The sequence below is a fragment of the Bacteroidota bacterium genome, from assembly GCA_017303975.1.
In the GTDB taxonomy this organism is placed as follows: domain Bacteria; phylum Bacteroidota; class Bacteroidia; order JAFLBG01; family JAFLBG01; genus JAFLBG01.
Genome location: JAFLBG010000004.1, coordinates 57,923 through 83,612 on the forward strand (window position 1 = coordinate 57,923; position 25,690 = coordinate 83,612).

General features: G+C 38.0%; 19 protein-coding genes and 1 pseudogene. 12 read left to right on the forward strand and 8 right to left on the reverse strand.

Translation table 11 applies throughout. The features are described 5' to 3' along the window. Nucleotides 1-38 precede the first annotated feature (38 nt). A complete protein-coding gene (locus J0M08_02600; protein ID MBN8701924.1) occupies nt 39-923 on the forward strand; it encodes a DUF488 domain-containing protein in 885 nt (294 codons plus the stop codon). 1 nt (nt 924) lies between these two features. Then, nucleotides 925-1,740, forward strand: a complete 816-nt coding sequence (locus J0M08_02605; protein ID MBN8701925.1) for a hypothetical protein — start codon at nt 925-927, stop codon at nt 1,738-1,740. Here the strand turns inward: J0M08_02605 and J0M08_02610 are convergent. The 6 genes from J0M08_02610 to J0M08_02635 form a co-directional block, all read right to left on the reverse strand. Continuing rightward, on the reverse strand, nt 1,737-2,318 hold the full coding sequence (locus J0M08_02610; GenBank protein ID MBN8701926.1) for a hypothetical protein: 582 nt from the start codon (nt 2,316-2,318) through the stop codon (nt 1,737-1,739). The two genes, J0M08_02605 and J0M08_02610, sit on opposite strands and share 4 nt — an antisense overlap. A 492-nt stretch (nt 2,319-2,810) precedes the next feature. Continuing rightward, nucleotides 2,811-3,782, reverse strand: a complete 972-nt coding sequence (locus tag J0M08_02615; GenBank protein ID MBN8701927.1) for a deoxyhypusine synthase family protein — start codon at nt 3,780-3,782, stop codon at nt 2,811-2,813. 253 nt (nt 3,783-4,035) lie between these two features. Further along, nucleotides 4,036-5,694 carry a T9SS type A sorting domain-containing protein gene (locus J0M08_02620; GenBank protein ID MBN8701928.1) on the reverse strand — a complete coding sequence of 553 codons (1,659 nt, stop codon included), beginning with the start codon at nt 5,692-5,694 and terminating at the stop codon, nt 4,036-4,038. Nucleotides 5,695-5,861: 167 nt separating this feature from the next. After that, nucleotides 5,862-6,872: a M42 family metallopeptidase gene (locus tag J0M08_02625; GenBank protein MBN8701929.1), complete on the reverse strand. Its 1,011-nt coding sequence runs from the start codon at nt 6,870-6,872 to the stop codon at nt 5,862-5,864. 22 nt (nt 6,873-6,894) lie between these two features. Beyond that, nucleotides 6,895-7,665 (reverse strand): hypothetical protein, encoded by a 771-nt coding sequence (locus J0M08_02630; GenBank protein ID MBN8701930.1) that lies wholly within the window; start codon nt 7,663-7,665, stop codon nt 6,895-6,897. Next, a complete protein-coding gene (locus J0M08_02635) occupies nt 7,640-7,864 on the reverse strand; it encodes a hypothetical protein (GenBank protein ID MBN8701931.1) in 225 nt (74 codons plus the stop codon). Before J0M08_02635 ends, J0M08_02630 begins: the two co-directional genes overlap by 26 nt. Nucleotides 7,865-8,072: 208 nt before the next feature. Between J0M08_02635 and J0M08_02640 the strand changes: the two genes are divergently transcribed. After that, nucleotides 8,073-12,272 carry a choice-of-anchor L domain-containing protein gene (locus J0M08_02640; protein ID MBN8701932.1) on the forward strand — a complete coding sequence of 1,400 codons (4,200 nt, stop codon included), beginning with the start codon at nt 8,073-8,075 and terminating at the stop codon, nt 12,270-12,272. A gap of 25 nt (nt 12,273-12,297) precedes the next feature. On the opposite strand, the gene J0M08_02645 is transcribed toward J0M08_02640, so the two are convergent. Beyond that, on the reverse strand, nt 12,298-13,458 hold the full coding sequence (locus J0M08_02645; protein ID MBN8701933.1) for a PLP-dependent transferase: 1,161 nt from the start codon (nt 13,456-13,458) through the stop codon (nt 12,298-12,300). A gap of 56 nt (nt 13,459-13,514) precedes the next feature. Here J0M08_02645 and J0M08_02650 point away from each other — a divergent pair. From J0M08_02650 to J0M08_02675, 6 genes and pseudogenes are all read left to right on the forward strand, one after another. Then, nucleotides 13,515-13,844: pseudogene (locus J0M08_02650) on the forward strand (hypothetical protein). 85 nt (nt 13,845-13,929) lie between these two features. Next, nucleotides 13,930-15,162, forward strand: a complete 1,233-nt coding sequence (locus tag J0M08_02655) for a hypothetical protein (protein MBN8701934.1) — start codon at nt 13,930-13,932, stop codon at nt 15,160-15,162. A 179-nt stretch (nt 15,163-15,341) separates the two neighbouring features. Beyond that, nucleotides 15,342-17,387 carry a DUF4153 domain-containing protein gene (locus tag J0M08_02660; protein ID MBN8701935.1) on the forward strand — a complete coding sequence of 682 codons (2,046 nt, stop codon included), beginning with the start codon at nt 15,342-15,344 and terminating at the stop codon, nt 17,385-17,387. Between the two features lie 137 nt (nt 17,388-17,524). Further along, nucleotides 17,525-17,965 (forward strand): single-stranded DNA-binding protein, encoded by a 441-nt coding sequence (locus tag J0M08_02665; GenBank protein ID MBN8701936.1) that lies wholly within the window; start codon nt 17,525-17,527, stop codon nt 17,963-17,965. Between the two features lie 106 nt (nt 17,966-18,071). Further along, nucleotides 18,072-20,048 carry a (E)-4-hydroxy-3-methylbut-2-enyl-diphosphate synthase gene (ispG, locus tag J0M08_02670; protein ID MBN8701937.1) on the forward strand — a complete coding sequence of 659 codons (1,977 nt, stop codon included), beginning with the start codon at nt 18,072-18,074 and terminating at the stop codon, nt 20,046-20,048. Beyond that, entirely contained in the window at nt 20,049-20,462 is a 414-nt protein-coding gene (locus J0M08_02675) for an SRPBCC family protein (GenBank protein ID MBN8701938.1), read from the forward strand. 102 nt (nt 20,463-20,564) lie between these two features. Here J0M08_02675 and J0M08_02680 read toward each other — a convergent pair whose 3' ends face one another. Then, nucleotides 20,565-22,130, reverse strand: coding sequence for a T9SS type A sorting domain-containing protein (locus J0M08_02680; GenBank protein ID MBN8701939.1), 1,566 nt, complete (start codon nt 22,128-22,130; stop codon nt 20,565-20,567). Nucleotides 22,131-22,267: 137 nt separating this feature from the next. Between J0M08_02680 and J0M08_02685 the strand changes: the two genes are divergently transcribed. From J0M08_02685 to J0M08_02695, 3 genes are all read left to right on the forward strand, one after another. Beyond that, nucleotides 22,268-22,768 carry a GNAT family N-acetyltransferase gene (locus J0M08_02685; protein ID MBN8701940.1) on the forward strand — a complete coding sequence of 167 codons (501 nt, stop codon included), beginning with the start codon at nt 22,268-22,270 and terminating at the stop codon, nt 22,766-22,768. Nucleotides 22,769-22,836: 68 nt separating this feature from the next. Beyond that, the gene (locus J0M08_02690; GenBank protein ID MBN8701941.1) at nt 22,837-24,030 is read left to right on the forward strand and encodes a hypothetical protein; all 1,194 of its coding nucleotides are present in this window, start codon (nt 22,837-22,839) and stop codon (nt 24,028-24,030) included. A gap of 96 nt (nt 24,031-24,126) precedes the next feature. Then, the gene (locus J0M08_02695) at nt 24,127-25,668 is read left to right on the forward strand and encodes an acyl-CoA carboxylase subunit beta (protein MBN8701942.1); all 1,542 of its coding nucleotides are present in this window, start codon (nt 24,127-24,129) and stop codon (nt 25,666-25,668) included. Nucleotides 25,669-25,690: the final 22 nt, after the last annotated feature.

Sequence of the window (25,690 nt, forward strand, 5' to 3'; positions counted from 1 at the left end):
TTCAATTTAGTCAAGAAAAAAAAAGATAACTTTGTACTGTGTATTATAGAAGAAAAGTCATATTAGCCCTTTTAGAGTCTTTTAATGGAGAATTAGGTAAAATTTCCTTCCAAAAATTACTCTTTTTATTTACCAAGCATCAGGAGAAACCTGCGTTTGATTTTGTTCCATACAAACAAGGATGCTTTTCTTTCCAGTCTTATGCTGATATGCGCACTATGATGAAATATGGAATGGTGGCGGAAGAAAAGGAAAAGTGGACAAAGACAGATAAAACAAATTACACATCTACACTTACCGCTAAAGACAAGCAAACATTACTTTATATCAAAAACAAGTTTGGTAAAGCTTCAAGCGATGATTTAATAGAATTTACGTATAAGAATTATCCTTACTACGCTTTCAAAAGCACTATTTCAAAGAAGTTTTTAAGTACTGAAGAATTGAAGACAGTTGCCAAAACCGTACCTGCAAATGATGATACAATTCTTTATACTATTGGATACGAAGGTATAAGTCTTGAGCAGTATTTAAACAAACTCATTCTTAACAATGTTAAGGTGCTTTGTGATGTAAGGAAAAATCCACTGAGCATGAAGTATGGTTTTTCAAAGAGTCAATTACAAAAAGCTTGCGAAAACCTTGATATAAAATACATTCATATTCCGGATCTTGGTATAGATTCAGATAAACGTCAAAGTCTAAATACTCAAAACGATTACGATCGTTTATTTAAAGAATATGAAAAGACTACGCTAGTAGCAAAGAAATCAACAGTTCATCAGGTACTTGATATTTTAAAAGAGAATGATAGAGTTGCATTAACTTGCTTTGAAGCTCACCAATGCCAATGCCATAGAGGAACTTTAGCTAAAGCGATTACACATTTGCCCGAATGGAAGTATGAATTAAAACATCTGTAAAATGGCACTTACAAAAGTTTTAATTACAGTAAAAACCTATCCAACCTTATCAGCTAAATATGAGGAGTTGGTTTGTACTGCCGGATTTAGGGAAGATGGCACGTGGATTAGAATTTACCCTGTTCAGTTCCGAAAAAAGGCTTACCATGAGCAATATGGTAAATACCAATGGATTGAAATTGACTTGGTAAAAAACGATAGTGATTTTCGTCCGGAGAGTTACAGACCTATTACACACGATACAGAAATTAAGATTATCGGAAGTATACCCACTGATGGTGATGCTTGGATGGAAAGAAGAAAATTTGTCTTAAATAAGGTTTACTTCAGCCTTACAGAGTTAATTGCTGAAGCAAAAGACAGAAATATAGAAACTTCATTAGCTGTTTTTAAGCCAACTAAAGTATTGGATTTTATATGGGAATCCGTTGATCGGGAGTGGGATGAGAAAAAACTTGCAGTTCTTCGACAGTATAACTTATTTGAACCTGATGCCGAAAACAGACTAGAAGTAGTAAAAAAATTGCCTTACAAATTCTCCTATGTTTTTTCTGATAACCAAGGAAAAGAAAGTACAATAATGATTGAAGATTGGGAGGTCGGTGCTTTGTTTTGGAATATGCTTAAAAAACTTGGTAATGAAGAAGAGGCTTGCAAAGCTGTAAAAGCTAAGTATTTTGATGATTTTGCGATGACTAAAGATTTACATTTTTACTTAGGCACTTCTGCTCAATTCCACTTGGTTGCTCCAAATCCTTTCTTAATTATTGGTACGTTCCACCCTAAGAAAATTACTCAAGCTACCCTTGATTTTTAAGTTGAATTTTTCAAGTTCCTGAGCCACCTTTCGTGGTTTTCAAAGTCGTCTTTATCTTTTTTAAACTTTTCATAGCTGTTATAAATCCCTGCTTCCAACCAGACGTGAATTATTTGAGCTTTGTCTGTAAATTCATGTTGGATTCTACTAACAAAGAAATTGCCCATACCATTATTAAATGCTCTCAAGAATGGAAATTCAAAATCATCACCGACTCTTGGCATAATAGGTATTTTGCCTTTAAAATTAATGGAGTTCCTCCATCCTTTGACATAAAAGGCATAAATCAACTCTTTAAAATTGAATAAATCCGGATTATCGAAAGCAATTTTAAAAATTTCATCATGAATTTGCTCCATTTGGGATTTGATTTTCTGATGACTTAAACCAGTTAACTCTTGAAGCTCTTTACTACTAAAATAACGATCCTCATTGTTTTCGTCATAAAAATCCTTAGAAATAAGTACTTGCAATAATTTATTGTAAGTGTTATTATTAGCTAAAAGCGTTTCTGCCTGCGCTCTCATTGCCTGAATTGACATAATCAAGTCTTTAAATCCCATTGTTTCTTCTTTCATAATTCCAATCTATTAAGTAAAGGCTAAAATAAGCCGTAAAAACGGATTCCTGAACCGTCAAAACGTTTCGCTTTTTACGGCTTTTATTCTTTGGTAACGAGGGTTTGGGCAATGTTGAAAGAAAAACCCCGCAAAAGCCAAAATAATGGTATTTTTGCGGGGAGAAAAAGTCAAACTTAAGCTAGAGGTCTTTTCAATAACCGAACAGGTGTTTTTTTATGCCAAGAAAGTCGGCCACAAACCGCTTCGATGTCATGCAAACCCGTTCTACTAGAGAAAAGCCGATTCATTAATTTGAGTCGGCTTTTTTATTTTCTTCAAGTTACGATGTTGGGCTCTTATCCGCCAGTTGGCGGACATCGGTTCGATCCCGAAAGCTATCGGGACGGTCCTAACTAATAAAAAAAGCCGATTCATAAATTGAATCGGCTTTTTTTATTTGAATTAAATCGAAAATCTGGAGTTTACATCAAAAAGGTAGTATCCTAACTTCTATTGCCCCAAAATCCAGGCAAATACAAGTGGCGCAACTATTGTAGCATCACTCTCAATTATAAATTTAGGCGTTGTTTTATCTAATTTTCCCCACGTAATTTTTTCATTTGGCACCGCTCCGGAATAAGAGCCATAACTAGTTGTTGAATCGGATATTTGACAGAAGTAGCCCCAGAATGGAACATCATGCCACTCTAAATCTTGGTACATCATTGGCACTACACAAATAGGAAAATCTCCTGCTATACCACCACCAATTTGAAAAAAACCAACTCCTTTGCCTGATGAATTTTTTCTGTACCAGTCGCTAAGCCACACCATATAGTCAATTCCCGACTTCATGGTGGTGGATTGTATTTCTCCTTTTATGCAATACGATGCAAAAATATTTCCCATGGTAGAATCTTCCCAGCCCGGACATATGATTGGTAAATTTTTTTCTGCAGCCGCCAACATCCAACTGTTTTTTGGGTCTATCTCATAATATTCTTTCAACACCCCACTCAATAACATTTTGTACATAAACTCGTGTGGAAAGTAGCGCTCTCCCTTATCGTTCGCATCTTTCCATAATTTATAAATATGCTTTTGTAATCTACGGAAAGCTTCTTCTTCCGGAATACATGTGTCTGTAACACGATTAAAGCCATTCTCTAGCAAATCCCACTCGTCTTGTGGACTTAAGTCTCTGTAGTTCGGAACACGCTTGTAGTGGCTGTGTGCAACTAGGTTCATAATATCTTCTTCCAAGTTAGCTCCTGTACAAGATATAATTTGAACTTTATCCTGGCGAATCATTTCTGCTAAGGATATTCCCAATTCCGCAGTACTCATAGCACCTGCAAGGGTAATCATCATTTTTCCGCCCTCTTCCAGGTGAGTAACATATGCCTTAGAAGCATCTACCAGTGCGGCAGAGTTGAAGTGTAAATAATTTTTTTCAATAAATTGAGAAATAGGTCCTTTCATATAATTAAGTTTAAAGTTGGAAAGTTTAAAGTTTGTTGGACGCAAAAATAGGAAAATGAATTAAAAAACCGGAATAATTGTTGCACAATAGTTTCGTGTTATGTGCAAACTACCATAATAATGAAACTTGTAATCTATTTCGTTCTCCTTCTTAATCGATTCACAATTGCAAGGTTAACACCCCGCTATACTCCTAAAGGATTGAGTAAAAGAAGTGTGCAAGAATTAGAATTATAAACAATTCATTTATATGTTATTCTTTTATTATTCTATTCACACTAACACCATTGTTATCAATTATTTTAACAATATACACGCCTTCTGAAAATGTTGATAAATCAAGCTGTGTAGCGCTAGAGGTAATAGAAATGGTATTTAACCGTTTTCCATTGGCACTGAATAGTTCAAGCGTTGTTGTGTTTTCCTTGGAATACGAAGGGATATAAACTGTTGTGACCCCCTCTGTTGGATTTGGGATAAGTACTATGCTACCTTCGGATAAACTTGTTGTAAATGAGTTTACCCAAACTGCATTGGCGTGCTTACTGGCCGATTTAGCAGACTGATTGTCAAAGCTGCTAACCGTGTAGTAATAGCCGGAAGAAGCCGGAGCAGAAAAATCATCGTAATACGTGTTTGTAGTGGTGCCTATGTATTCCCAGTATCCTTCGTTGGTGGCAGAGCGGTACACTCTATATCCGCCAAGTGGAAACGAGCCTGCGGTGCTTGCCTGCCACGATAGTGAGTAGTGGTCTTGAAAAGCAGTTGCTTGCAGCGAAGTGGGCACGGAGGGTGTAAAAATGTTTGTACCTCGCCCGGCTACAAGCTCTGCAAAACCATTACCGCTCACGGGTTTTCCTCCTATCGTGCCTTTTAAAGATGTTCCCCCCTCCCAAAACTTAAACAATACAACATTCGTCAACTGGTTTAGAATTAGGGGTGTCATTTCTACATTTATTCCACGCAAGGGATTGATAAATCGCCAACCGCTAGAATAATATTTATTATTCACTTGATCGTGCCAATAGCCCGTTCTTTCGAATATAAAAGTAGAACAGGTATCTTGTGAATCATCATCATACATAGCACTTACAAGTCGTGACGATGGTGTGCTTGGAATACTGTTGGTATCTGAAAATATCTGCCAAATATTAAACTCCGATGGGGTTTGCGGAATGCCCGGTGTAGTGCCCGGTTTATCGAGTTGAAGTGAAAACCACTCATAGTAATTGTCAGGATTAATACCTACTGTAAATGGTCCGTATTGCCTGTCTATCCAAGCAATGCCCGATGATATAGTATCTACTACACCGGCAAATTTAATCGTACCGGTTACTTTCATGTTGGAGTAAGAGTAGTAGTAAGAAGAATCGCCTTGCTCACCAATAGCTATAAACCCATCTTCTCCAACAATTAAAGGCGCTCTGTTACTTATCACATTTACATTCAGCTCATCGTTGTATATAATAGATTTTGCACGTGAATTGTAACTAAATGTTTTGCCATCTGTGGGGTATGTCCACTTGGAGTAGTCGCTAATAAAGGGCGGTATGGTGTATGTAAAATCCCACTTGCCGGTTTGTTGCGAAAACACAAACTGAGTAATATTTACATCGGTATGAAAAGTACCATCATTGGGCGTTGCAATATTAAAAATACGCATGGTAGCAGGTTTGGAAAAATAACACAACATCACATCGTACACCTTGTAATTAGGAGCCGAACCAATAATGTGCAAATTTAAATACCACCATTCCGTAGAGGTACTGGAACTTGTATGTTTACCATCATCAATGGGAAACGAGATTTTGCAATTGGGTGGTGTGTAGGGATAAGTTTGCCAGCTCTGTGCAAACATAGTTGCTGTAACAGCAAAAAAAATAAGCAAAGAGAAAAAGTGGTTATGTCGCATTTTAAAAAAGTTGAGCAAAGATATTGATAATTCTATTTCTCACAAGGGAGCCACTTTTTATAACACCACCCTAACCCTCCTCAAGGAGGGAAAACAAAATTTAGTAATAGAACTAATCTTGTTTTTAAAATTCAATATTCACATCCCGATAGCTATCGGCACAACACTCAATATTGGCTTTTTATATACGCCAAGCACAAGTCAATGGTGGCTTCTATACCTTTTTTGTGTGTACGCTCCACTCCGTGAGAAGCTGCTACCCCCGGACCAATTAGTGCTACACGAAAATCTTTTCCGGCTCTTAATGCAGCGGATCCGTCAGATCCGTAATAGGGATACACATCTAATTTGTAAGGAATTTTGTTTTTGTCTGCTAATTCTACCAATGTTTTTCTAAAGTGGAAATCGTATGGTCCACTGCTATCTTTCACACAGATAGAGCACGATACCTCGTTTCCTTCGCACGCGTTGCCCAACACACCCATGTCAATTACTAACAACTCTTCAATAGTAGGAGCGTAGCCAGCGGTGCCGCCATGTCCAACTTCTTCGTAGGTGGAGAAAAATAATTCTACAGGTAACGATTTTTTCTTTGCTGCCAAACGCCTTGCTAATTCAAATAAAACATAGCACCCGGCTTTATTATCCATAAAGCGTGATTTTATAAATCCACTTTTCAATTCTTGGTAACGAGGCTCAAAGCAAATAAAATCGCCCGTTTTTATGTCTAATTTTTCTACATCTTTTTTTGAATACACTTCTTCGTCAATACGTATGTGCATGTTTGAAACATCCCGTTTTTCTGTTTCTCTGGTGTTGTTGGCATGTGAAGAAGGGTTGTTTAATAACAATGTTCCGGAAAATTTTTTTCCATCCATGGTGATTATTTTTACATATTCTCCTTCCGCACTGGTAAGTGAAAGTCCACCAAGCAATGAAATAGCAAGAGTTCCGTTTGCATTTATTCCAGATACTATTGCACCAAGTGTGTCAACGTGCGCTGCAATAGCTAATTTGGGGTTTTCTCCTAACTTGCATTTTACGGCTCCTTTGTTGGTGTACTCGGGTTTGTAGCCGTAGCTTTTTAATAAATTAAAAATATATTTTGATGCTTCGTGCGTATATCCCGTTGGAGAGTCAATATTTACAAGCTCTTCCAGAGTTTTATAATTGTTCATGTTCTATTAATTAGTGAAAAACTTATTTTACCGATTGGAAAAGCACGGGAGAGTTGCCATACAACGGAGTATGTCCATCCCACTTTTCAATAAACATTTGTTGAATAAGCATTGGTGTTAAGGATAGTTGTTTTAATTGATTAGCAGTTTTTTCAGCTTCAGCTTGTACAATTAGTTTTTTGGCTTGTGCCTCTGCAACTCGCAATTCGTTTTCAACTTTCATGGCTTCTTGTACTGCTTTATTCTTCGCATTAACAGCATCTACAATTGTTTGGGGATATTTTAATCCACTTGTTAATTGTTCTAACTTAAAACCCTCAGCCGATAACACATCGGATAGTGTTCTTTGTACATCTGTCTCGAATTTCTCTCTATTACTAACAATCTCGTCTGTGGTATATTTATTCATTTGTAAACGGAATGCATCTTTTACATAGTTTAAAATGGTGGTTCTACTTACTTCATCCAAATCTTTTCTATACTTACGAAATATATTTGGAGAATTTCCCGGTACTATATTAAAGGAGAGTGTTGGGTCAACAATAAATTCACTACCATCTTTTGCGTTTACATTAAATGCTTCGTAATCCACTGTTTGAATAAATGTTGCATACTGCGCTACATCTTCTGTCCATGGGTTGTACCAAACACGCCCGGTAACAAGCGATACATCTTGCACACCTTTTTCGCTACCATATTGTTTTATTAAAATGCCTTCGTGCCCAGCGTCAATGCGCGTGCAGCTTGCAAGAACAAGTGTTAATAGGCTAAGCGTTAGGATTCTTTTTTTCATCTTTTTTTCTGTTTTTAATTAATAGTACGATATAGCGTATTAAAAAATAGTTTCCAATGGCAAAGACACAAAATAGAGCCACACCTGCTAATACAGCTGAGTCGGACTGTTTGCTTAATAGCTCTGCTATCCAAGAGAATAAATAAAACTCTGCAAAAATAATTAGAGGGGATGCAAAAATAAGATACTTTGGTTGCATGTGTGATTTTTTAAGTATTCTTAAAGATATAGTAATCTTGCTAAAGTGTATACAGTTAAAATGCAAAAAATCTAACTTGCTGTAAGCGTGTTTAACACAACAATAAATCATTTTAGACCAATTCATTTATGGCTATTTCAAGTGGATTTGCGTTCAAATAATTATTAACTTATAGTAGCTGATTTAGACCTAATTCTTTCAGCTGTGAATGAACAAGAAGCTGCTTTTATTAGTTGGCTTGTTGATAGGCTTCTGTAGGTTTGTACTAGCACAACTTGTCGTTACAAATCAGGGAGCTACCGCAAGTACTATTGTTACTGGTTTTGCCGGTCAGGGACTTATTATCTCAAATGCAACGATTTCTTGCCCCTCCAACGCTTACGGAACATTTAGCAACGGAGGTACCACCAATCTAGGCATTGCCAGTGGAATACTTCTTACAACAGGTAGCGCATCGAATACGGCATTTGCAGCGGTAAACAATAGCGATATAAGTAACGGCACAAGCTGTAACGACCCACAACTTTTAACATTAGATCCCGCTGCAACGTTTGATTGTTGTGTGCTAGAGTTTGATGTTGTGCCTCAATGCAGCCAAGTGGCAATTCGCTTTGTATTTGGTTCGGAAGAATACCCAACCTACGTTAATGCTACATTTAACGATGCTTTTGGCTTTTTCATTTCCGGTCCTAACCCTACAGGAGGATCTTATACAAACTATAACATTGCCAGAATCCCAAGCACATCTACGATTGTTAGTATAGATAATATTAATGCTATTACCAATAGCTCTTATTTTGTAAATAACGCAACCGGTACAACTATTGTATATAATGGATTTACTACCGTTTTAACACAAAGTATAAGCGTTATCCCTTGTCAAACATATCACTTTAAATTGGCCATAGCCGATGCTTCTGATAGATGGTTTGATTCCGGTGTATTCATCGATTTTTTACAGTGTAGTAATCTTATGTCGCTCAATATGTTGAGTACGCCCACTGCTTGCGGTAATACGAATGGTACCGCTAGAGTAATGGTGTCTAACAATACCGGACCTTATACGTATACATGGTCCCCCATGCCTACTGTAGGGCAAGGTACGGACAGCATTAGTGGACTTTCACCTGCTACTTATTCTGTTACCGTGGATGATAGTTATACTTGTATTTCCCCCATCACAGGCACTGTTGTTGTGGGTTCCGTAGCAACAACAACCGTTAGCATAAATTCGCCCACTATCTGTGTCGGACAAACCACAACGCTCACAGCAACTCCATCAAGCGGAGGCGGAATCTATTTGTGGCAGCCCGGTGGCGCTACAACGCAGAGCATAAGCGTAAATCCGACCACAGCAACAAATTATACAGTTAGTTATACTTTATTTGGGTGCATCAGTTCGGAAGTTGCGAGTGTGTTTGTAAATCCGCCACCTACAGTAGCGGTAAACTCAACCTCTATTTGCGCGGGACAAAGCGCAGTACTTTCTGCAACAGGCGCAACATCGTATAATTGGAGCACGGGCGCTACATCTACTAGTATTGTTATTTCTCCAAGCACAAGTACAAATTACACGGTTACGGGTACTGCACTGGGCTGTAGTCAGCAAGCCATAACTACCGTAAGTGTTGTGCCACTGCCTGTTGTTGCTGTAAATTCGACTTCTGTTTGTGCGGGACAAAGCGCAGTACTCTCTGCAACAGGCGCAACATCGTATAATTGGAGCACAGGCGCTACATCTTCGAGTATTTCTATTTCTCCAAGCACAAGTACAAATTACACGGTTACGGGTACTGCACTGGGCTGTAGTCAGCAAGCCATAGCTACTGTAATTGTTGTGCCACTACCTGTTGTTGCTGTAAACTCAACCTCTATTTGCACAGGACAAAGTGCAACCCTCTCTGCAACAGGCGCAACATCGTATAATTGGAGCACAGGCGCTACATCTTCCAGTATTTCTATTTCTCCAAGCGCGAGTTCGAATTACACAGTTACCGGTACTACATTAGGTTGTTCGGCTAGTACTATTGGGGTAGTTTCTATAACTCCACTGCCAATTATTAATGTTAATTCACAAGCGGTATGCATTGGACAATCTACTACACTGAGCGCGAGCGGAGCATCATCATATCTTTGGAGTACAAGCGAAACAACCTCAACTATTTCTGTATTACCAACCGCAACCACTAGCTATACCGTCACAGGAGCTCATTTGGGATGCAGTGATTTTGCAATAGCCACGGTAACCGTTAGTGCCAACCCTCCTGTAACTGCTAGTTCGGCACTGATTTGCGCGGGGCAAAGTGCTATACTGTCTGCAACAGGTGGAAATACGTATAATTGGAGCACTGGTGCAAGCACATCTGCCATTAGTGTTTCCCCAAGTATTACTACCAACTATACCGTTACAGGGTTTTTAACAGGCGGATGTTTTACTACAGTTGTAGCAACTGTAAGTGTAGTGCCGTTACCTATTGTTACAGCAAACTCAACATCTATTTGCTCGGGGCAAAATGCTGCACTAACTGCTACCGGAGCTACTTCGTATGTATGGAATAATGCGTCTACTACCCATGTTATTATCGTAGCACCTACAACCACCACTAGCTATACTGTTACAGGAACTCAAGCAGGATGTTCTGCTACATCCGTAGCAACGGTAAGTGTAGCTCCACTGCCAATAGTATCTGTGAGTAGCACTACAATATGCGCGGGACAAACAGCTATACTTTCTGCTGCAGGAGCTACTGATTATAGTTGGAATACAGGAGCTACTTCCTCGGCTATCAATGTATCTCCTAGCACAACTACTTCCTATACAGTTGTAGGTGCTCATGTAGGTTGCTCTGCAACTAGCACCGGAACGGTATTTGTAGAAGCTGTCCCAAGCAGCACGGCCACAACTGCCTTACAAACCATATGCAGTGGACAGAATGTAAATATAACACTTAACTCTGCTACAATCGGAACAGCCTTTGCGTGGCTTGTTTCACAAAGCAATACAATCGGTGCGAGTTCTGGTGCAGGAAATCTAATTCAACAACAACTCTACACAACAACAACTAATCTTGGAACGGCCACATACACTATTGTACCATCAGCCAATGGTTGTGTTGGACTACCAACTATTTTAACAATAACCGTTAATCCAACTCCAGTTATAACAACAACAGGTGATACAGCAGTTTGTAGTGGGAACACAGTATTACTAACCGCTAATCTACTTTCCAACACTACCTACAACTGGGTTGGGCCGAATGGATTCACGAGTTCTTTGCAACAAAATATTTTTACAAATATTTCTACTTCTGCTTCAGGTGTATACACGCTAACGGTAGCAGATGCAAACAATTGTTTTGATACGGCCTCTGTAAGCATTGTTGTAAATGCACTTCCCGTGGTTACTATTTCTTCGACTTCTCCTGTTTGTGAAGGTGGCATTATTGCTTTGTCTGCTAGTGGGGGCGCTAATTACAGTTGGACAGGAATCAATAGCTTTACCAGCGAATTATCGAACCCTGTAATTGCTAGTGCAACAGCAGCGGATAGTGGAATGTATAACGTAACTGCATCGGATAGTAACGGTTGCGTTAGTACAAATACGGTGTTAGTTATAGTAAACCAAAAGCCACTTATAGCCCTTTCGGCAAATGCTACTTCCGGCTGCACTCCTTTGTGTGTAACCTTTTCAAACACATCTGTTGCCACTAACTATGTATGGAATTTTGGTGATGGAACAACACTAACCACAAGTACTACTACTCAACATTGCTATAACACAAGCGGACTGTACGATGTAGCATTAGTAGCTACAAACGCAGCGGGGTGCTCGTCATCTTTAATCAAACAATCTTTTATTGATGTATTTCCCTCTCCAACAGCCAATTTTACTGCGACACCGGGATCTGCCAGTATTTCAAATCCACACATTCAGTTTACAGATGGCAGTATAAATGCAACTTGGTGGAAATGGGATTTTGGGAATACTTCAAATGCCCAATCATCAGATCAAAATCCATTTTACGTTTATCCGGATACAGGAACCTACACTATTGAGTTCATAACCGGTAATCAATTTGGCTGTACCGATACTGCCTACAAAGAAATTTATATATTCTCTGATTTCACATTTTATATTCCTAACTCTTTTACTCCTAACGATGATAATTTAAATGATGTATTCATGCCTAAGCTGATGGGGGTTTTAGAAGGGGCCTACGAATTTCTAGTCTTCGATCGTTGGGGGAATGTCATTTTCAGAACGACTACTACTAATATTGGATGGGACGGCAAAATAGATGGAACTGACGGTGCAGCACAAATAGATGTATATATATGGAAAATTAACATCACCGATTTATTCGGGATTAAGCATAAGCTTGTGGGGCATGTAAATGTTATTAAGTAGAGCGCTTTGGCTCTAATACAAAAAACTACACCTTTCCCAGCGCTTGTTCTAAATCCGCTATCAATACATCTACATCTTCAATTCCAATATAAATACGAACTAAATTCCACGGCAACGGTGTTTTATTAAAACTAACAGAATCAAAAAGCGCACATACCGGAAATGCCAACGACTCGTATCCACCCCACGAACAAGCCAACAGAAAGTATTTTAAATTGTCGCAAAATACATCTACCTGCTTTATGTCGGTTGCTTTTAGTTGAATAGAAATCAACCCACTTCCTTGTTTCATCTGCTTTTTAGCCAATGCCAATTGTGGGTTTGATTTAGCAAATGGGTACAATACCTTTTCTACTTTGGGGTGTTTTTCTAGAAAAGCTAACACCTTCAACGCACTTTCGGATGATCGATTTACTCGGAGCTCCATGGTTCTAAGTCCACGCAATAGCAACCATGCATCATGCGGAGAAATAATACTGCCGATGGTCATGTATTCAACAGCAAACAATTTATCGATTATTTTTTTGCTTGAGCATACAGCTCCTGCCACTACATCACTATGTCCGCCCATGTATTTGGTTGCGGAATGCACTACTATATCAATCCCTAGCTGAATAGGCGATTGATTTAAAGGAGAAGAATAGCTATTATCAATTATGGTGATAATATTTTTTTCCTTTGCAATCTTGCAAACTGCTTCTATGTCTTGCATTTCGAAGGTCATCGAATTGGGCGACTCTAGAAATATCAGTTTTGTGTTTGGCTTTAATGCATTGCTAATATTGCTGGTTTCGGTTCCGTCAACCATGGTATATTCTACACCATATTTCGGCAAATAACTTGTAAGCAGGTTGTTTGTCCAACTATACGGCTTCTGTACGCATACGGCATGGTCTCCACTTTTCAAAACCGACATTACAGCAGCAGCTACAGCAGCACTACCGCTCGAAAAAATGAGCGCATCTTCTGCTCCCTCAAGTGCCGCTACCTTCTTTCTAAGTATTGCTACTGTTGGGTTGTATCCTCGTGTATAAAAAGGTTGTGTTAATTCGTTCTTTAATCCTTCCCGCATTTTCGCCACATTCTTAAAACAAAAATTGCTACTCTGAATAATAGGAGGAGAAACTGCGTTAAAATAATTTTCTCGCTCTTCGCCCAAATGATTTAGTATGTAGGAGGTGTTCATTTTTTTCTTTTTGTTTAAAATAGTATATATTGTACGTAAACCAAAACTAAAAAACAATGGCAGCGTTTCTTTTAATTTTTACCGGTATTATTTTGGTATTTGTATTCCTTATGCTTATTACCATGTGGAAAATTTATGCAAAAGCCGGAAAGCCTGGATGGGCTTGTTTAATTCCAATCTACAATTATGTGGTTTGGTTAGAAATTGTTGGAAAACCAACATGGTGGGTAATTTTATTACTTATTCCAATTGTAAATATTGTTGTAGGTATAATGCTTGTACATCAGCTTTCATTGGCGTTTGGAAAGGATGTTGGCTTCACACTAGGGTTGATATTTTTACCATTTATATTTTTCCCAATGCTTGCTTTTGGTAGCGCTACGTATGTAAGAGGAGCTATTATTGCAGATTCGGCAACATCCACTATTTTAGATGCCAACCTAACAAAATAATTGCCGTAACTAAGCTTAAATGATCTTAAATTATATTTGGGTAGGTTTTTTTCTGCTTGCCTTTGTTTGGTGTTGTTATCAGTTTTTTATACTTGGCAATGCAGATGTATTTGCAGCGGTAATTGAGGGCATTTTTTCATCTGCTAAAACAGGCTTTGAAATTTCTATTGGCTTAACAGGTGTAATGACGCTTTGGTTGGGGCTAATGAAAATTGGGGAAAAGGCCGGGGCTGTGAATATGTTGTCACGTATTGTAGGTCCATTTTTTAGCAGGTTGTTTCCGGAGCTTCCCAAAAATCATCCTGCATTGGGAAATATGTTGATGAACTTTTCGGCAAATATGTTAGGACTTGATAATGCCGCTACGCCATTGGGTTTGAAAGCAATGAAGAGTTTGCAAGAGGAAAATAGAACTCCCGATACTTCGTCCAATGCGCAAATCATGTTCTTGGTACTGAATACTTCGGGCCTTACCATAATACCTATAAGTATTATGGTGTATCGAGCACAACTTGGTGCAGCCGACCCGTCCGATATTTTTATACCCGTTTTAATTGCTACTTTTTTTTCTACCCTTGTAGGGCTTATTAGTGTTGCTATTTGGCAACGAATCAACTTGTTTAATAGAGTGGTTTTGTCTTGGCTGGTTGGAATTACTACATTAGTTGGAATTATTATTTGGTATTTTTCGTCCCTTCCAAAAGACCAAATAGCAAGAGTTTCAAGCATATCCAGCAATTTTATTTTATTCAGTATTATAATCGCTTTTATTTTAGGCGGGCTTTGGAAAAAAATAAATCTGTACGACTCTTTTATCGATGGCGCAAAAGAGGGTTTTGAAACATCCATAAAAATTATTCCCTATCTCATTGCTATGTTGGTTGCTATTGCAGCTTTCCGAGAATCTGGTGTAATGCACGCTTTTATAAGAGGTGCGGAAATAGCTATTGGCGCAGTGGGCATGCCAACTGATTTTGTGGGTGCATTACCTACGGCTATCATGAAACCTTTGAGTGGCAGCGGTGCCCGTACGATGATGGTTGATGCCATGAAAACATATGGAGCCGACTCTTTCGTGGGAAGGTTGTCTTGCATGATACAAGGATCGGCAGATACAACATTTTTTATTGTAGCACTTTATTTTGGTTCTGTTGGTATTAAAAAAACTCGTTATGCTATCACCTGTGGTTTAATTGCAGATTTGGCAGGACTTATAGCGGCAATTCTTACCGCATATGTGTTTTTTAGTTGATAATTCGCGAAAAGTATCTAGATAGCACTAGTCATGACTTAGCATTTATTTATGGAGGCGAACGAGACTCCTGCACGCTGAGGCATTTGAAAGGTATAGAGCAAAGTACCGTTTTTCATATACTATCGAATTTTTATAATTAATACTTATATTTAATACACACTCTCACAAACTAAAAAATGGCACTCCAATTCCCTTCTTTATCAGTAGTTGTTACAGGTGTACAAAACACAATTAAACGATTTCCGTTTGTACTTGCTTCTGCAATTATTGCAAGTGCGGTTTCCATGTATATGCTTGAACTGAAAGGAGCTGAAGAGTACAACCATGAATATCTTTGGAAAATTGTGATGTGCTGTTGGCTCGGGTTGAACTTGTTTCTGTCCATATCTCTGATTGCGGAACAGGGCAACCATAGTACGACCCAAAAGTATGCAGCACAATTTTTTGGAATTACAATTCTTATCGTCTATTATTTTATCCTTCCCGAATTTGGAAGAATATCTATTTCCGATGGGACCCGATATTTTCTTTTCAGCTTAGGACTACACTTGCTCGTTTCATTTTCACCTTTCATCGCACGCGGATGGATAAATGGCTTTTGGCAATTCAACAAAACACTGTTTCTGCGTTTTCTTCTTTCCGCATTTTATTCGGCCGTACTTTATCTTGGCATTGCTCTTGCTGTTTTTGCAATTGATCAGTTGTTTAGTGTTCATATAAAAGGCCACCGCTATGCGCAACTTTGGTTTTTTATTGCAGGCGTTTTCAATACCTGGTTGTTTCTTGCGGGAGTTCCAAAAAATTTGGAAGAGTTGGAAAATGTTACTGATTATCCGAAAGGATTAAAAATGTTTACTCAGTTTGTTTTGCTTCCGTTGGTGGCTATTTACCTTGCCATTTTGTATGCATACGGAATAAAGATTAGCATTCATTGGGAGCTACCAAAAGGTTGGGTGTCGTGGTTGGTAAATGCATTTTCAGTTTTCGGAATTCTTTCATTGCTTCTTATTTGGCCTTTGCGTAACGATGAAGGCAACAAATGGATTAGCACATTCTCGCGTTGGTTTTACCGCGCGCTGTTTCCTTTACTTGTTTTACTTGGAGTTGCAATCGGAAAAAGGGTACTACAATATGGAATTACAGAAAACCGGTATTTTGTGTTGGTGGTAGCGCTCTGGCTGACGGGTATTGCCGCTTATTTTCTACTAAGTAAGGCAAAAAATATTAAAGTAATTCCAGTTACACTTTTCTTTATAGCTTTTCTTTCTTCGTTTGGGCCATGGGGAGCATTCAGTATCTCAGAAAAATCACAGGTAAATAGATTGAAAAAGCTGCTGACAGAAGAAAAAATACTGGTGGACGGAAAAATCAAGAAAGCTGCCAATATTAATTCTAATAAAAATCAGATTAGTTCGATTGTGCATTATTTGGCCAAACACCATCGTTTCGATGCCATTAAACCTTGGTTTAACGAAAATCTTGATTCTATTTTTGCACCAATTACCAATTATACCTACTATACAAGAAGGTATAATTATCGACATGATGCAGAAAAAATTCTTGCGCTGATGGGAGTGGGAGATAATTATTCTGGTTACAACTATAATGAAGGGGATGATAAAGGGGATATACAAAGAAATGCAGAACCCGTACATACCCTCAGAGACTCGAAGGATACAGAGAAAAGTGCAGAAATCCATACACCAGATGTAAACACGGTGGCGATGAAAAGATTTAATTACTATTCGGATGATATTAAAAAGCGGGAAGCAATTTCAGTAAGGGGGTTTGATTATTCCTTCAACTTCAGCAGTGCCTTTTATGATAGCGATGATAAATATTCTTATGACGAAACGTATAGTCAGATTTATTTCGGAAAAGATTCTGGTTTCGTGAGATATTCAAAGGATAACAAAGGGTATGTTTTTATGATGAACGGAAAAGAAATTCTTCAGTTGGATTTGAAAGAGCAAGTGAAAAAAATTTCCGAGTATGTAATGAAACATAAAGAACATCAATACGTCCAATATATTCCCACGACAATGATAACTTACGAAGGTCAAAATGATTTTGTTCGGGTAAAAATATATTTTTCTAGCATCCAGGGAGAAATATCGAAAAAAGAAACAACAGTTACGCAAATGGGAGGGGTTATGCTTTTGAGAATCAACTCACCAACAGATTCTATTAATCAGGCTGCGACTCCCAAACACCAACAATAAGCGCCCGTTGTTAATATTTTTATTTGGAACAAACCCCTTTTCACAGTAGATTTACAGAAATATAAGGTCTAGAATTAATCTTTAAAAAAACTGTATTGTTTTTCAATTTATTTTGTAATCAATAAAATCAAATTAATATGGCAGGAGTAAACAAAGTAATTTTAGTAGGAAACTTAGGAAAAGATCCTGAAGTTCGTTATTTAGAGGGCGGAACAGCGGTTGCTAATTTTTCATTAGCTACTACCGAGTCTTACAAAGACAAAACAGGTAAACGTGTAGATCAAACAGAGTGGCACAATGTGGTTGCTTGGAGAGGTTTGGCAGAAGTTGCAGAAAAATATTTGCGTAAAGGAATGCAAGTATTTATTGAAGGGAAAATTAGAACCCGTAAATGGCAAGATAAAGAAGGGAAAGACAGATATACAACAGAAATACTGGCTGACAACCTTACTATTCTTGGAAAAAAAGAAGATAATGGAGGAGGCCAAGCCAGTGGTTCTTCTATGAGTTCGTCTAATGTATCTGCTGAGGCTCCAATAACAGCTGATGACGGAAGTGTAGATGATCTCCCTTTTTAAATAGAAACTGAATAATTAAAAGAGCTCGAAAATCAATGGTTTTCGAGCTCTTTTTTTATGCAACAACCGAACTTTTTTGCAACTTAGCGATTGTATAGATCATACTATGGACACTACAAATTTTAAATACTGCAATAGTCTAACAAGCTATTCACGCTTTGTTACGAGAGAAGTTAAGGTTGGGGATATTGGTATTGGTGGAAACAATCCAATTCGGTTGCAATCCATGACCACCACTGACACAATGGATACTATAAAAACGGTAGAACAATCTATTCGCATGATTGAGGCGGGGTGTGAATTGGTGCGTATTACAGCTCCAAGTTTGAAAGAGGCACAAAATCTATTAGAGATTAAAAACGAATTGCGCAAGCGTGGATATAAAACACCCTTAGTTGCAGATATTCATTTTACACCCAATGCCGCAGAGCTTGCTGCACGTATTATTGAGAAGGTGCGTGTGAATCCGGGAAACTATGCCGATAAGAAAAAATTTGAACACATTGATTATACTACCAATGAGTATGAAGCTGAATTAGAGCGTATTCGCGAGCGTTTTACCCCATTGGTTAAAATTTGTAAGGAGTATGGTACTGCTATGCGTATAGGTACAAATCATGGTTCGTTGAGTGATCGAATTTTGAGTAGATATGGTGATACTCCTTTGGGCATGGTAGAGTCGGCTTTTGAGTTTTTGAGAATATGTGAAGATAACGACTATAGAAACATTGTTATTTCTATGAAAGCAAGCAACCCGCAAGTAATGGTACAAGCGTATCGTTTGTTGGTGGCTAAAATGATAGAAACAAATAGAAATTATCCTCTGCATTTGGGTGTTACAGAGGCGGGCGATGGAGAAGATGGAAGAATAAAATCTGCGATAGGAATTGGAACCTTGCTAGAAGATGGCTTGGGAGATACGGTTCGCGTATCACTTACTGAAGAACCAGAGTTTGAAATTCCTGTAGCAAGAGCATTGGTTAGCAGATATACAAATCGGATCAATACGAATCAAATTCCCAGAACCGAAATCTCGAATTTGACATTTTCTCCCTTGGAATATAATAGGCGCGAAACCATTGCTATTTCCAATATTGGCGGTAAGCACGCACCAGTAGTAATAGCTGATTATAGCAGATTCGAGATAATTACCCCAACAGATTTGACGCACATAGGATATAACTATAGCGAGGAGCTGGATAAATGGAATATTACCGACATGGCTGCTGATTATGTTTATTCCAAGCATTTATTAGATTTTCAGTTGCCTGGATTATTAAAGGTAATTACAACACCTGCTGTATGGTCAACAGCAGCAGATAAGTCAAAGTACTTTCCCCTATATGAAGCAGATGAATATCTAAAAGCAACTGAGAAATCGCATGTAATGAATTTTGTGATGTTGGATTGCTTTACAAAGGAAGATGCGAATTATGATAGTTTATTAACTACACTAAGTAAAGATAAAACGGTTGTATTGTGTTTGAGCAGTCAAAATAGCCATACCATGCCGGCTGTAAGAAAAATGTTTTTTGAGTTGTTGCAACGTACTATTAAAAATCCTGTCGTAATTATTTCAGATAGTAATTATACGAACATGGACGATACCTTGATTAATTATTCGATTGAGTCGGGTGCATTGTTATTGGATGGTTTTGGCGATGGTGTTTGTTTTGGTTGGAGTAATTTATTTACCTCAAAAGAAGAATTACTCAAGAAGACAAATGATGTTGCCTTCGGGATATTGCAGGCTACACGTACACGTATTTCAAAAACAGAATATATTTCTTGTCCTTCTTGCGGCCGCACGTTGTTTGACTTACAAGAAACAACCGCTAAAATACGCTCCAGAACCGACCATTTAAAAGGAGTTAAAATTGGTATTATGGGATGCATCGTAAATGGGCCAGGGGAGATGGCAGATGCAGATTATGGATACGTAGGAACAGGAATTGGGAAAATAACATTGTATAAAGGCAAAGAAGTTGTAAAAAGAAATATTGCTTCGGAGCAAGCGGTAGATGCGTTGATTGATTTGATTAAGCAACATGGAGATTGGGTAGAGAAGACAAGTGTGGAATAGATGAAACAAATCAGCCCAATACACCATATAAACAAACCCATCGAAGAGGTATTTGATACTATTTCAAACATAACATTATTTGCAGAGCATCATCCCTTGATGCGTAAGGCGGAATGTGTAGGAGAAAATAAATATGTGATGTATGAGAATATGAAGTTATTTCAGGGAGTAATGATTCCTTTTTCATATAACGCAGAAATAACGCAATTGGAAAAGAATAGAAAAGTAGAAATTGTTGCGAAGCCGAATTTTTTGATGTCTATTCTATTGTCGTTTAGCTTTATTGAGTTGAAGGGAAAAACGGAGGTACGCGAACTAGTTACTGTTAAAGGACCGTGGCCCTTTTCAACTATTTTGATAAATCTAATTCGCACCACACATTTGCAATTGATAGAATCAATTCGTAAATCTTAAGTGGCATTGATCGTTTACAAATGAGTTCTCGACTCCGCTCGAACCAGCTTCTGATTAACTGATTCAAACAAAGTCGAGAATACAGTATTGAAATTATTTATACTACTCCTTTACAAATCGAACGATGCTTTCTTGGTTATTTGTGCTTTTTACTTTTGCAAAATAAACACCGGCACTAAGGCTTTGAATATCTATTTCATTGCTTTGTGTGTGTTGTACACTAAGTACAGTATTCCCCAAAACATCTATGATTTGTATGCTTTCAATTGCTGAATTTATTTTTACAGAAAGCTTGTTGGTAGCAGGATTTGGGAATACACCAATTGAAATTTTTGGTTTATTGACATTTCCAACTGAAGCAAGATTGTTACAGGTAGGAAGCAAACCACTATTATAAAAAGCTTGTATCTGCTGTGCTCTTTGTTTTAGTAATCCAACACTTGCCCCATTGTTTTGCCCTGCGGCTGCTCTAGAGAATACAAATGCAATATCTAAATCTATAATTCCTCCGGCAAGCAAGGTGTCTATATCTACACTCCCTAATCCTCTTCTATCGCCTGGAGTTACAGTTTCTATCCAACCTGCCGGCACTTCCGGAAAACCGGAAAACATGTAAGGTGTTGGTGCATTGCCGCCTCTTCCGTTTCCTCCATAGGTTATTGGTAAACCGTCTCTCCATTTTGCATTCATGTAGTTGTAATAATCACTTGCGTTTGTCGGGTTCCCAGCTAGCGTATTGTCGTTGTTATAGTACGTGAAACCGCTCATTTGTTTATTCAAGAATACAATCCCTTCTGCGCCAAGCGCTGTGCCATATCCCACAATTCCTCCCGAAGAAGCATCATTGTTATCTCCATTGTATCCATAGTACATATTTAGTGTGCTATCACAACCTATATAATCATCAAATGGTCCGCCAATATCTAAATCGCTCCATAAACCAACCTTTGTGTTATGTAGGGTTAACGATGATTTATTTATTATTTTATAGTTTAAGAAAATCGTATTGTTTAGTGCGGTATCGGAGTAGCATTTGTAGGCGTATGCCATTCCATGAATCTCCAAACCTATTTGAGCAGAGCTTGTTTCGGTATGTGCATGTAGTTTATCGTTAAAAATAAAGTAAACCGCTTGATCTCCTTTAATGATAGGATAATCACCGTTTGCGGGATCGTAAATAGTATTTCCGTTAAAGTCAAAAAATGGAGTCATATCACTACTGAACGAACTACCACCCTTTCCCGGCCAATCGATAATTTCCTGCGGAATAGTTGTAAATAAACCAAGTTTAAAGCTATCAATCGTTGATTTGTTTATTCTCCACACTTTATCGTATTGGACAGATGTAGCTGCATCAATAGAATCGGTGATAGGATCTAGTGGTCCCGGCCAAAAGTCAGAGCCTGTTTGTTTATAAGTTTGACAAGCCGTTCTAAGGTTTCCACCAGCATCCAAACCACCTATCCATAATTGGCTAACAAACATGGTTGATGAGCCGGATCCTTTTGGCGCTTCAAAGTGACTTACTTGCCCGTTACTAAAGAGTCCACCGTCTGAATAGAATGCTGCTTTTATACTGTTTAAATCTAAATAAGCGCTGTCTTGCGCCTTTGTATCAAACGTTTTTCCTAGAAAAGCAAATGATAAAATGAGTAGTTCTTTTTTCATAGTAATTATTTTTAATAAGTTATATCATCTAACAATGCAACACCAGTACCAATGTATTAGTGGTTATTGTGAAACTATAAACGGTATTATTTTACCTTTGAAACATGGAACTCATTAAAATAAACGACTCAATTTAATTGTCAGCACTCACAATGGCTGATTGCCCTGCATTGGTGGAGCATTTAAAGGATAAAGAAATTTCTGATTTCACATTAGCAATCCCTTTCCCTTATCAATTAAGCGGTGCAGAGTGGTTTGTAAATTTTACGCAACAACGCAAAGAAAAGCTAAAGCACAATAGAGATTGGGCTATTCGAAAGGCAGATGGCGAATTAATTGGTGTTATTAGTTTTGTAGGCGATGTATCAAGAAAAAATATATACTCGGCCGAAATAGGCTATTGGTTAGCAAAAAAATATTGGGGAGTAGGTATTATGTCTAACAGCGTGAATGCGTTGTGCAGCTTGGCTTTTAAAGAACACAAGTATGTAAGGTTGGAAGCTCCAGTGTTTGCGCACAATATTGGTTCTCAACGTGTACTTGAAAAGTGTGGCTTTGAGTTGGAGGGGCGATTAAAAAGGGCGTACTATAAAAACGAAAATTTTTTTGATTCACTATTGTATGCAAAAGTAATTTAATAGATTACTATCAATTATTTTTTGGCACAGTCTTTGCTAACATATACCTTTGAAAAAATTACACCAAAATGAAAAGAAAAATACTAATTACTTTTTGCCTAATTGCAGTAGGCTTTCTGTTTGAATTGAAGGCTCAAGCGTATTATTATTACCCAAAGAGCTACTACTACTACAATAGATATTACGGTTATTACTCTTACGAAACGTATGATTATACACCCTATTACTTTAGCCAAACCTTGGGTTTTGTTTCCGGCATATACAATGACTATATGAGAGATAAACAAAAGAAAGAGGAAGAAGCAAAAGCTGCAGAGCAAATGAAACAGCGTATTACCCAAATGAAAGACTATTATGCAAGCATAGGTAAATATGCAGAAACGGTGCGTGATGGTTGGCACGAAGTAACAATTATTGGTGGTGGCGAGTTTATTGATACCAGAAAAGTATATGTGCAAAATAATAGAGTAACGAAAATGTATGCCGATGAATGGATTGAAAATCCTATTGCTTCTGCAGGACCAATTGTAAATTGCCGCACAGGTGTTCAATTGAAAGGAAAAGATGCAAGTCAGGTTTTGTTAGATGTGTATTTTATAAATTATTTGGGAGATCAAAGTGTGCTTGCGGAGCCTCCGTTAACTCCCGGAAAAGTTGTTTTTTCTGCCATTAACAAAGCATATGGAGAGTATTATATTCAATTTCAAGACGCTCTTTTTGGTCCATTTAAAAACAAATTCAAGTATAATTATTTGGTTGGTTGTAATGAAGAATCTGCAATGAATATATCTTGCAAACCCGGTAGATATAAAATAAAAGCTGTGGTAAAACGTGGTGGTGCCGATAATGGCTATCAGTCGGTATTTGAAATAGATGTTAAAGTAGGGGAGGGGGAATGTCGTACTATTCAGTTAAATGAATTTGGATTGAAAAACACTACACCTTTTTTGAAAAGTGCTGATGAGTATAAAAAGGGGAAAGTCGCATTTTGTACAAACATAAAAAAGTATAACATGCTCTATGTAGAAATTGATGGAAATGTAGTAGGTCCGTTTGTAAAAAAGTATTCGAAAAAAATGACTTCGGCACAACTACTTGAGTGTGCTGTTAAGATTGAATATAAACCGGGTACTTATACATATCGTATTTTAAAAGACAAAGGATATAGCTACACAACTGCTACCGAGCTTTATCAAGAAATTAAATCCGGAGAAATAACTATAAAGGAAGGGGATTACGAAATAGTGCCGATACTTAAATAGTATTTTTTATATTCTGAAAGCCTCTATAAACAAAGTTTGTAGGGGCTTTTTTGTTTTAAGGAATTACTACCTATTTTAGCCTTATATATTGAAATTATGCAACCGAAAATAACCGAACTAGAAAATAAAATAAAAGAAGCTCATTTGGGTGGTGGAGAAAAGCGTATTGAATCTCAACACAAAAAAGGAAAGCTTACAGCACGCGAACGAATTCATTTTTTGTTGGACGAAGGAACCTTTGAAGAGATCGGGATGTTTGTTACACACCGCTCCACAGATTTCGGATTGGATAAAGAAAAATATTTAGGAGATGGTGTGGTAACCGGCTATGGCAATATCAATGGGCGATTGGTGTATGTGTTCTCTCAAGACTTTACCGTATTTGGAGGATCGCTTTCAGAAACGCATGCAGAAAAAATTTGTAAGATAATGGATTTGGCCATGAAGAATGGTGCTCCTGTTATAGGTTTGAATGACAGTGGGGGAGCGCGTATTCAAGAGGGTGTTGTTTCTCTGGGTGGATATGCTGATATATTTTATAGAAATACCTTGGCTTCCGGAGTTGTTCCTCAGCTTAGCGCTATTATGGGCCCGTGTGCAGGTGGTGCGGTGTATTCCCCGGCAATTACAGATTTTATATTGATGGTTGAGAATACTTCATACATGTTTGTTACCGGTCCCAATGTGGTAAAAACAGTAACACATGAAGAGGTTACATCAGAACAATTAGGTGGAGCGTCCGCACACTCAACTAAATCAGGTGTTACACACTTTGCATGTGCCAACGAAATTGATTGTATTAATCACATAAAGCAATTGTTGAGTTACATGCCATCTAACTGTGAGGAAGATGCACCTGTAGTTGAATACAAAGCAGGTAATGAAAAACGAACAAAATTAAATTCTATTATTCCCGACAACTCTAATCAGCCGTATGATATACGAGATGTGATTACCGAAGTTGTTGATGGTGAAACATTTTTAGAGGTACACAAAAATTTTGCGGAGAATATTGTAGTAGGCTTTGCGCGTATTGCAGGACGCAGTATTGGTGTGGTTGCAAATCAACCGGCTTTTTTAGCCGGAGTATTGGATATTCACTCTTCAACGAAAGCAGCTCGATTTGTGCGCTTTTGCGACTCTTTTAATATTCCACTGCTTGTGTTCGAGGATGTGCCTGGCTTTTTGCCTGGTACCGACCAAGAGTGGAATGCAATTATTACAAACGGAGCTAAATTACTATATGCTTTCTGTGAAGCTACGGTGCCGCGTATTACAGTAATTACCCGCAAAGCATACGGTGGTGCGTATGATGTAATGAACTCCAAGCACATTGGTGCTGATATGAACTATGCTTGGCCATCAGCTGAAATCGCGGTAATGGGAGCAAAAGGAGCCGCTGAAATTATTTTCAAAAAGGAAATTAGTGAAGCAAAGAATCCGGAAGAAAAATTGAAAGAGAAAGAACAAGAGTATATTAAAACATTTGCAAATCCTTATCGTGCAGCTGAAAGAGGGTTTGTTGATGAAGTAATAAAACCGGAAGATACTCGTGAAAAATTAATCAAAGCATTTAAAATGCTGGAGAATAAGGTTGCTAAATTACCAAAGAAAAAACACGGAAATATTCCGTTGTAATTTGGCAAATGAAGTTTGATGT

Coding starts and splice junctions, on each gene's coding strand:
- J0M08_02605 (MBN8701925.1), top strand. CDS start 925: ATGGCACTTACAAAAGTTTTAATTACAGTAAAAACCTATCCAACCTTA.
- J0M08_02610 (MBN8701926.1), bottom strand. CDS start 2,318: ATGAAAGAAGAAACAATGGGATTTAAAGACTTGATTATGTCAATTCAG.
- J0M08_02615 (MBN8701927.1), bottom strand. CDS start 3,782: ATGAAAGGACCTATTTCTCAATTTATTGAAAAAAATTATTTACACTTC.
- J0M08_02620 (MBN8701928.1), bottom strand. CDS start 5,694: ATGCGACATAACCACTTTTTCTCTTTGCTTATTTTTTTTGCTGTTACA.
- J0M08_02625 (MBN8701929.1), bottom strand. CDS start 6,872: ATGAACAATTATAAAACTCTGGAAGAGCTTGTAAATATTGACTCTCCA.
- J0M08_02630 (MBN8701930.1), bottom strand. CDS start 7,665: ATGAAAAAAAGAATCCTAACGCTTAGCCTATTAACACTTGTTCTTGCA.
- J0M08_02635 (MBN8701931.1), bottom strand. CDS start 7,864: ATGCAACCAAAGTATCTTATTTTTGCATCCCCTCTAATTATTTTTGCA.
- J0M08_02640 (MBN8701932.1), top strand. CDS start 8,073: ATGAACAAGAAGCTGCTTTTATTAGTTGGCTTGTTGATAGGCTTCTGT.
- J0M08_02645 (MBN8701933.1), bottom strand. CDS start 13,458: ATGAACACCTCCTACATACTAAATCATTTGGGCGAAGAGCGAGAAAAT.
- J0M08_02655 (MBN8701934.1), top strand. CDS start 13,930: ATGATCTTAAATTATATTTGGGTAGGTTTTTTTCTGCTTGCCTTTGTT.
- J0M08_02660 (MBN8701935.1), top strand. CDS start 15,342: ATGGCACTCCAATTCCCTTCTTTATCAGTAGTTGTTACAGGTGTACAA.
- J0M08_02665 (MBN8701936.1), top strand. CDS start 17,525: ATGGCAGGAGTAAACAAAGTAATTTTAGTAGGAAACTTAGGAAAAGAT.
- ispG (MBN8701937.1), top strand. CDS start 18,072: ATGGACACTACAAATTTTAAATACTGCAATAGTCTAACAAGCTATTCA.
- J0M08_02675 (MBN8701938.1), top strand. CDS start 20,049: ATGAAACAAATCAGCCCAATACACCATATAAACAAACCCATCGAAGAG.
- J0M08_02680 (MBN8701939.1), bottom strand. CDS start 22,130: ATGAAAAAAGAACTACTCATTTTATCATTTGCTTTTCTAGGAAAAACG.
- J0M08_02690 (MBN8701941.1), top strand. CDS start 22,837: ATGAAAAGAAAAATACTAATTACTTTTTGCCTAATTGCAGTAGGCTTT.
- J0M08_02695 (MBN8701942.1), top strand. CDS start 24,127: ATGCAACCGAAAATAACCGAACTAGAAAATAAAATAAAAGAAGCTCAT.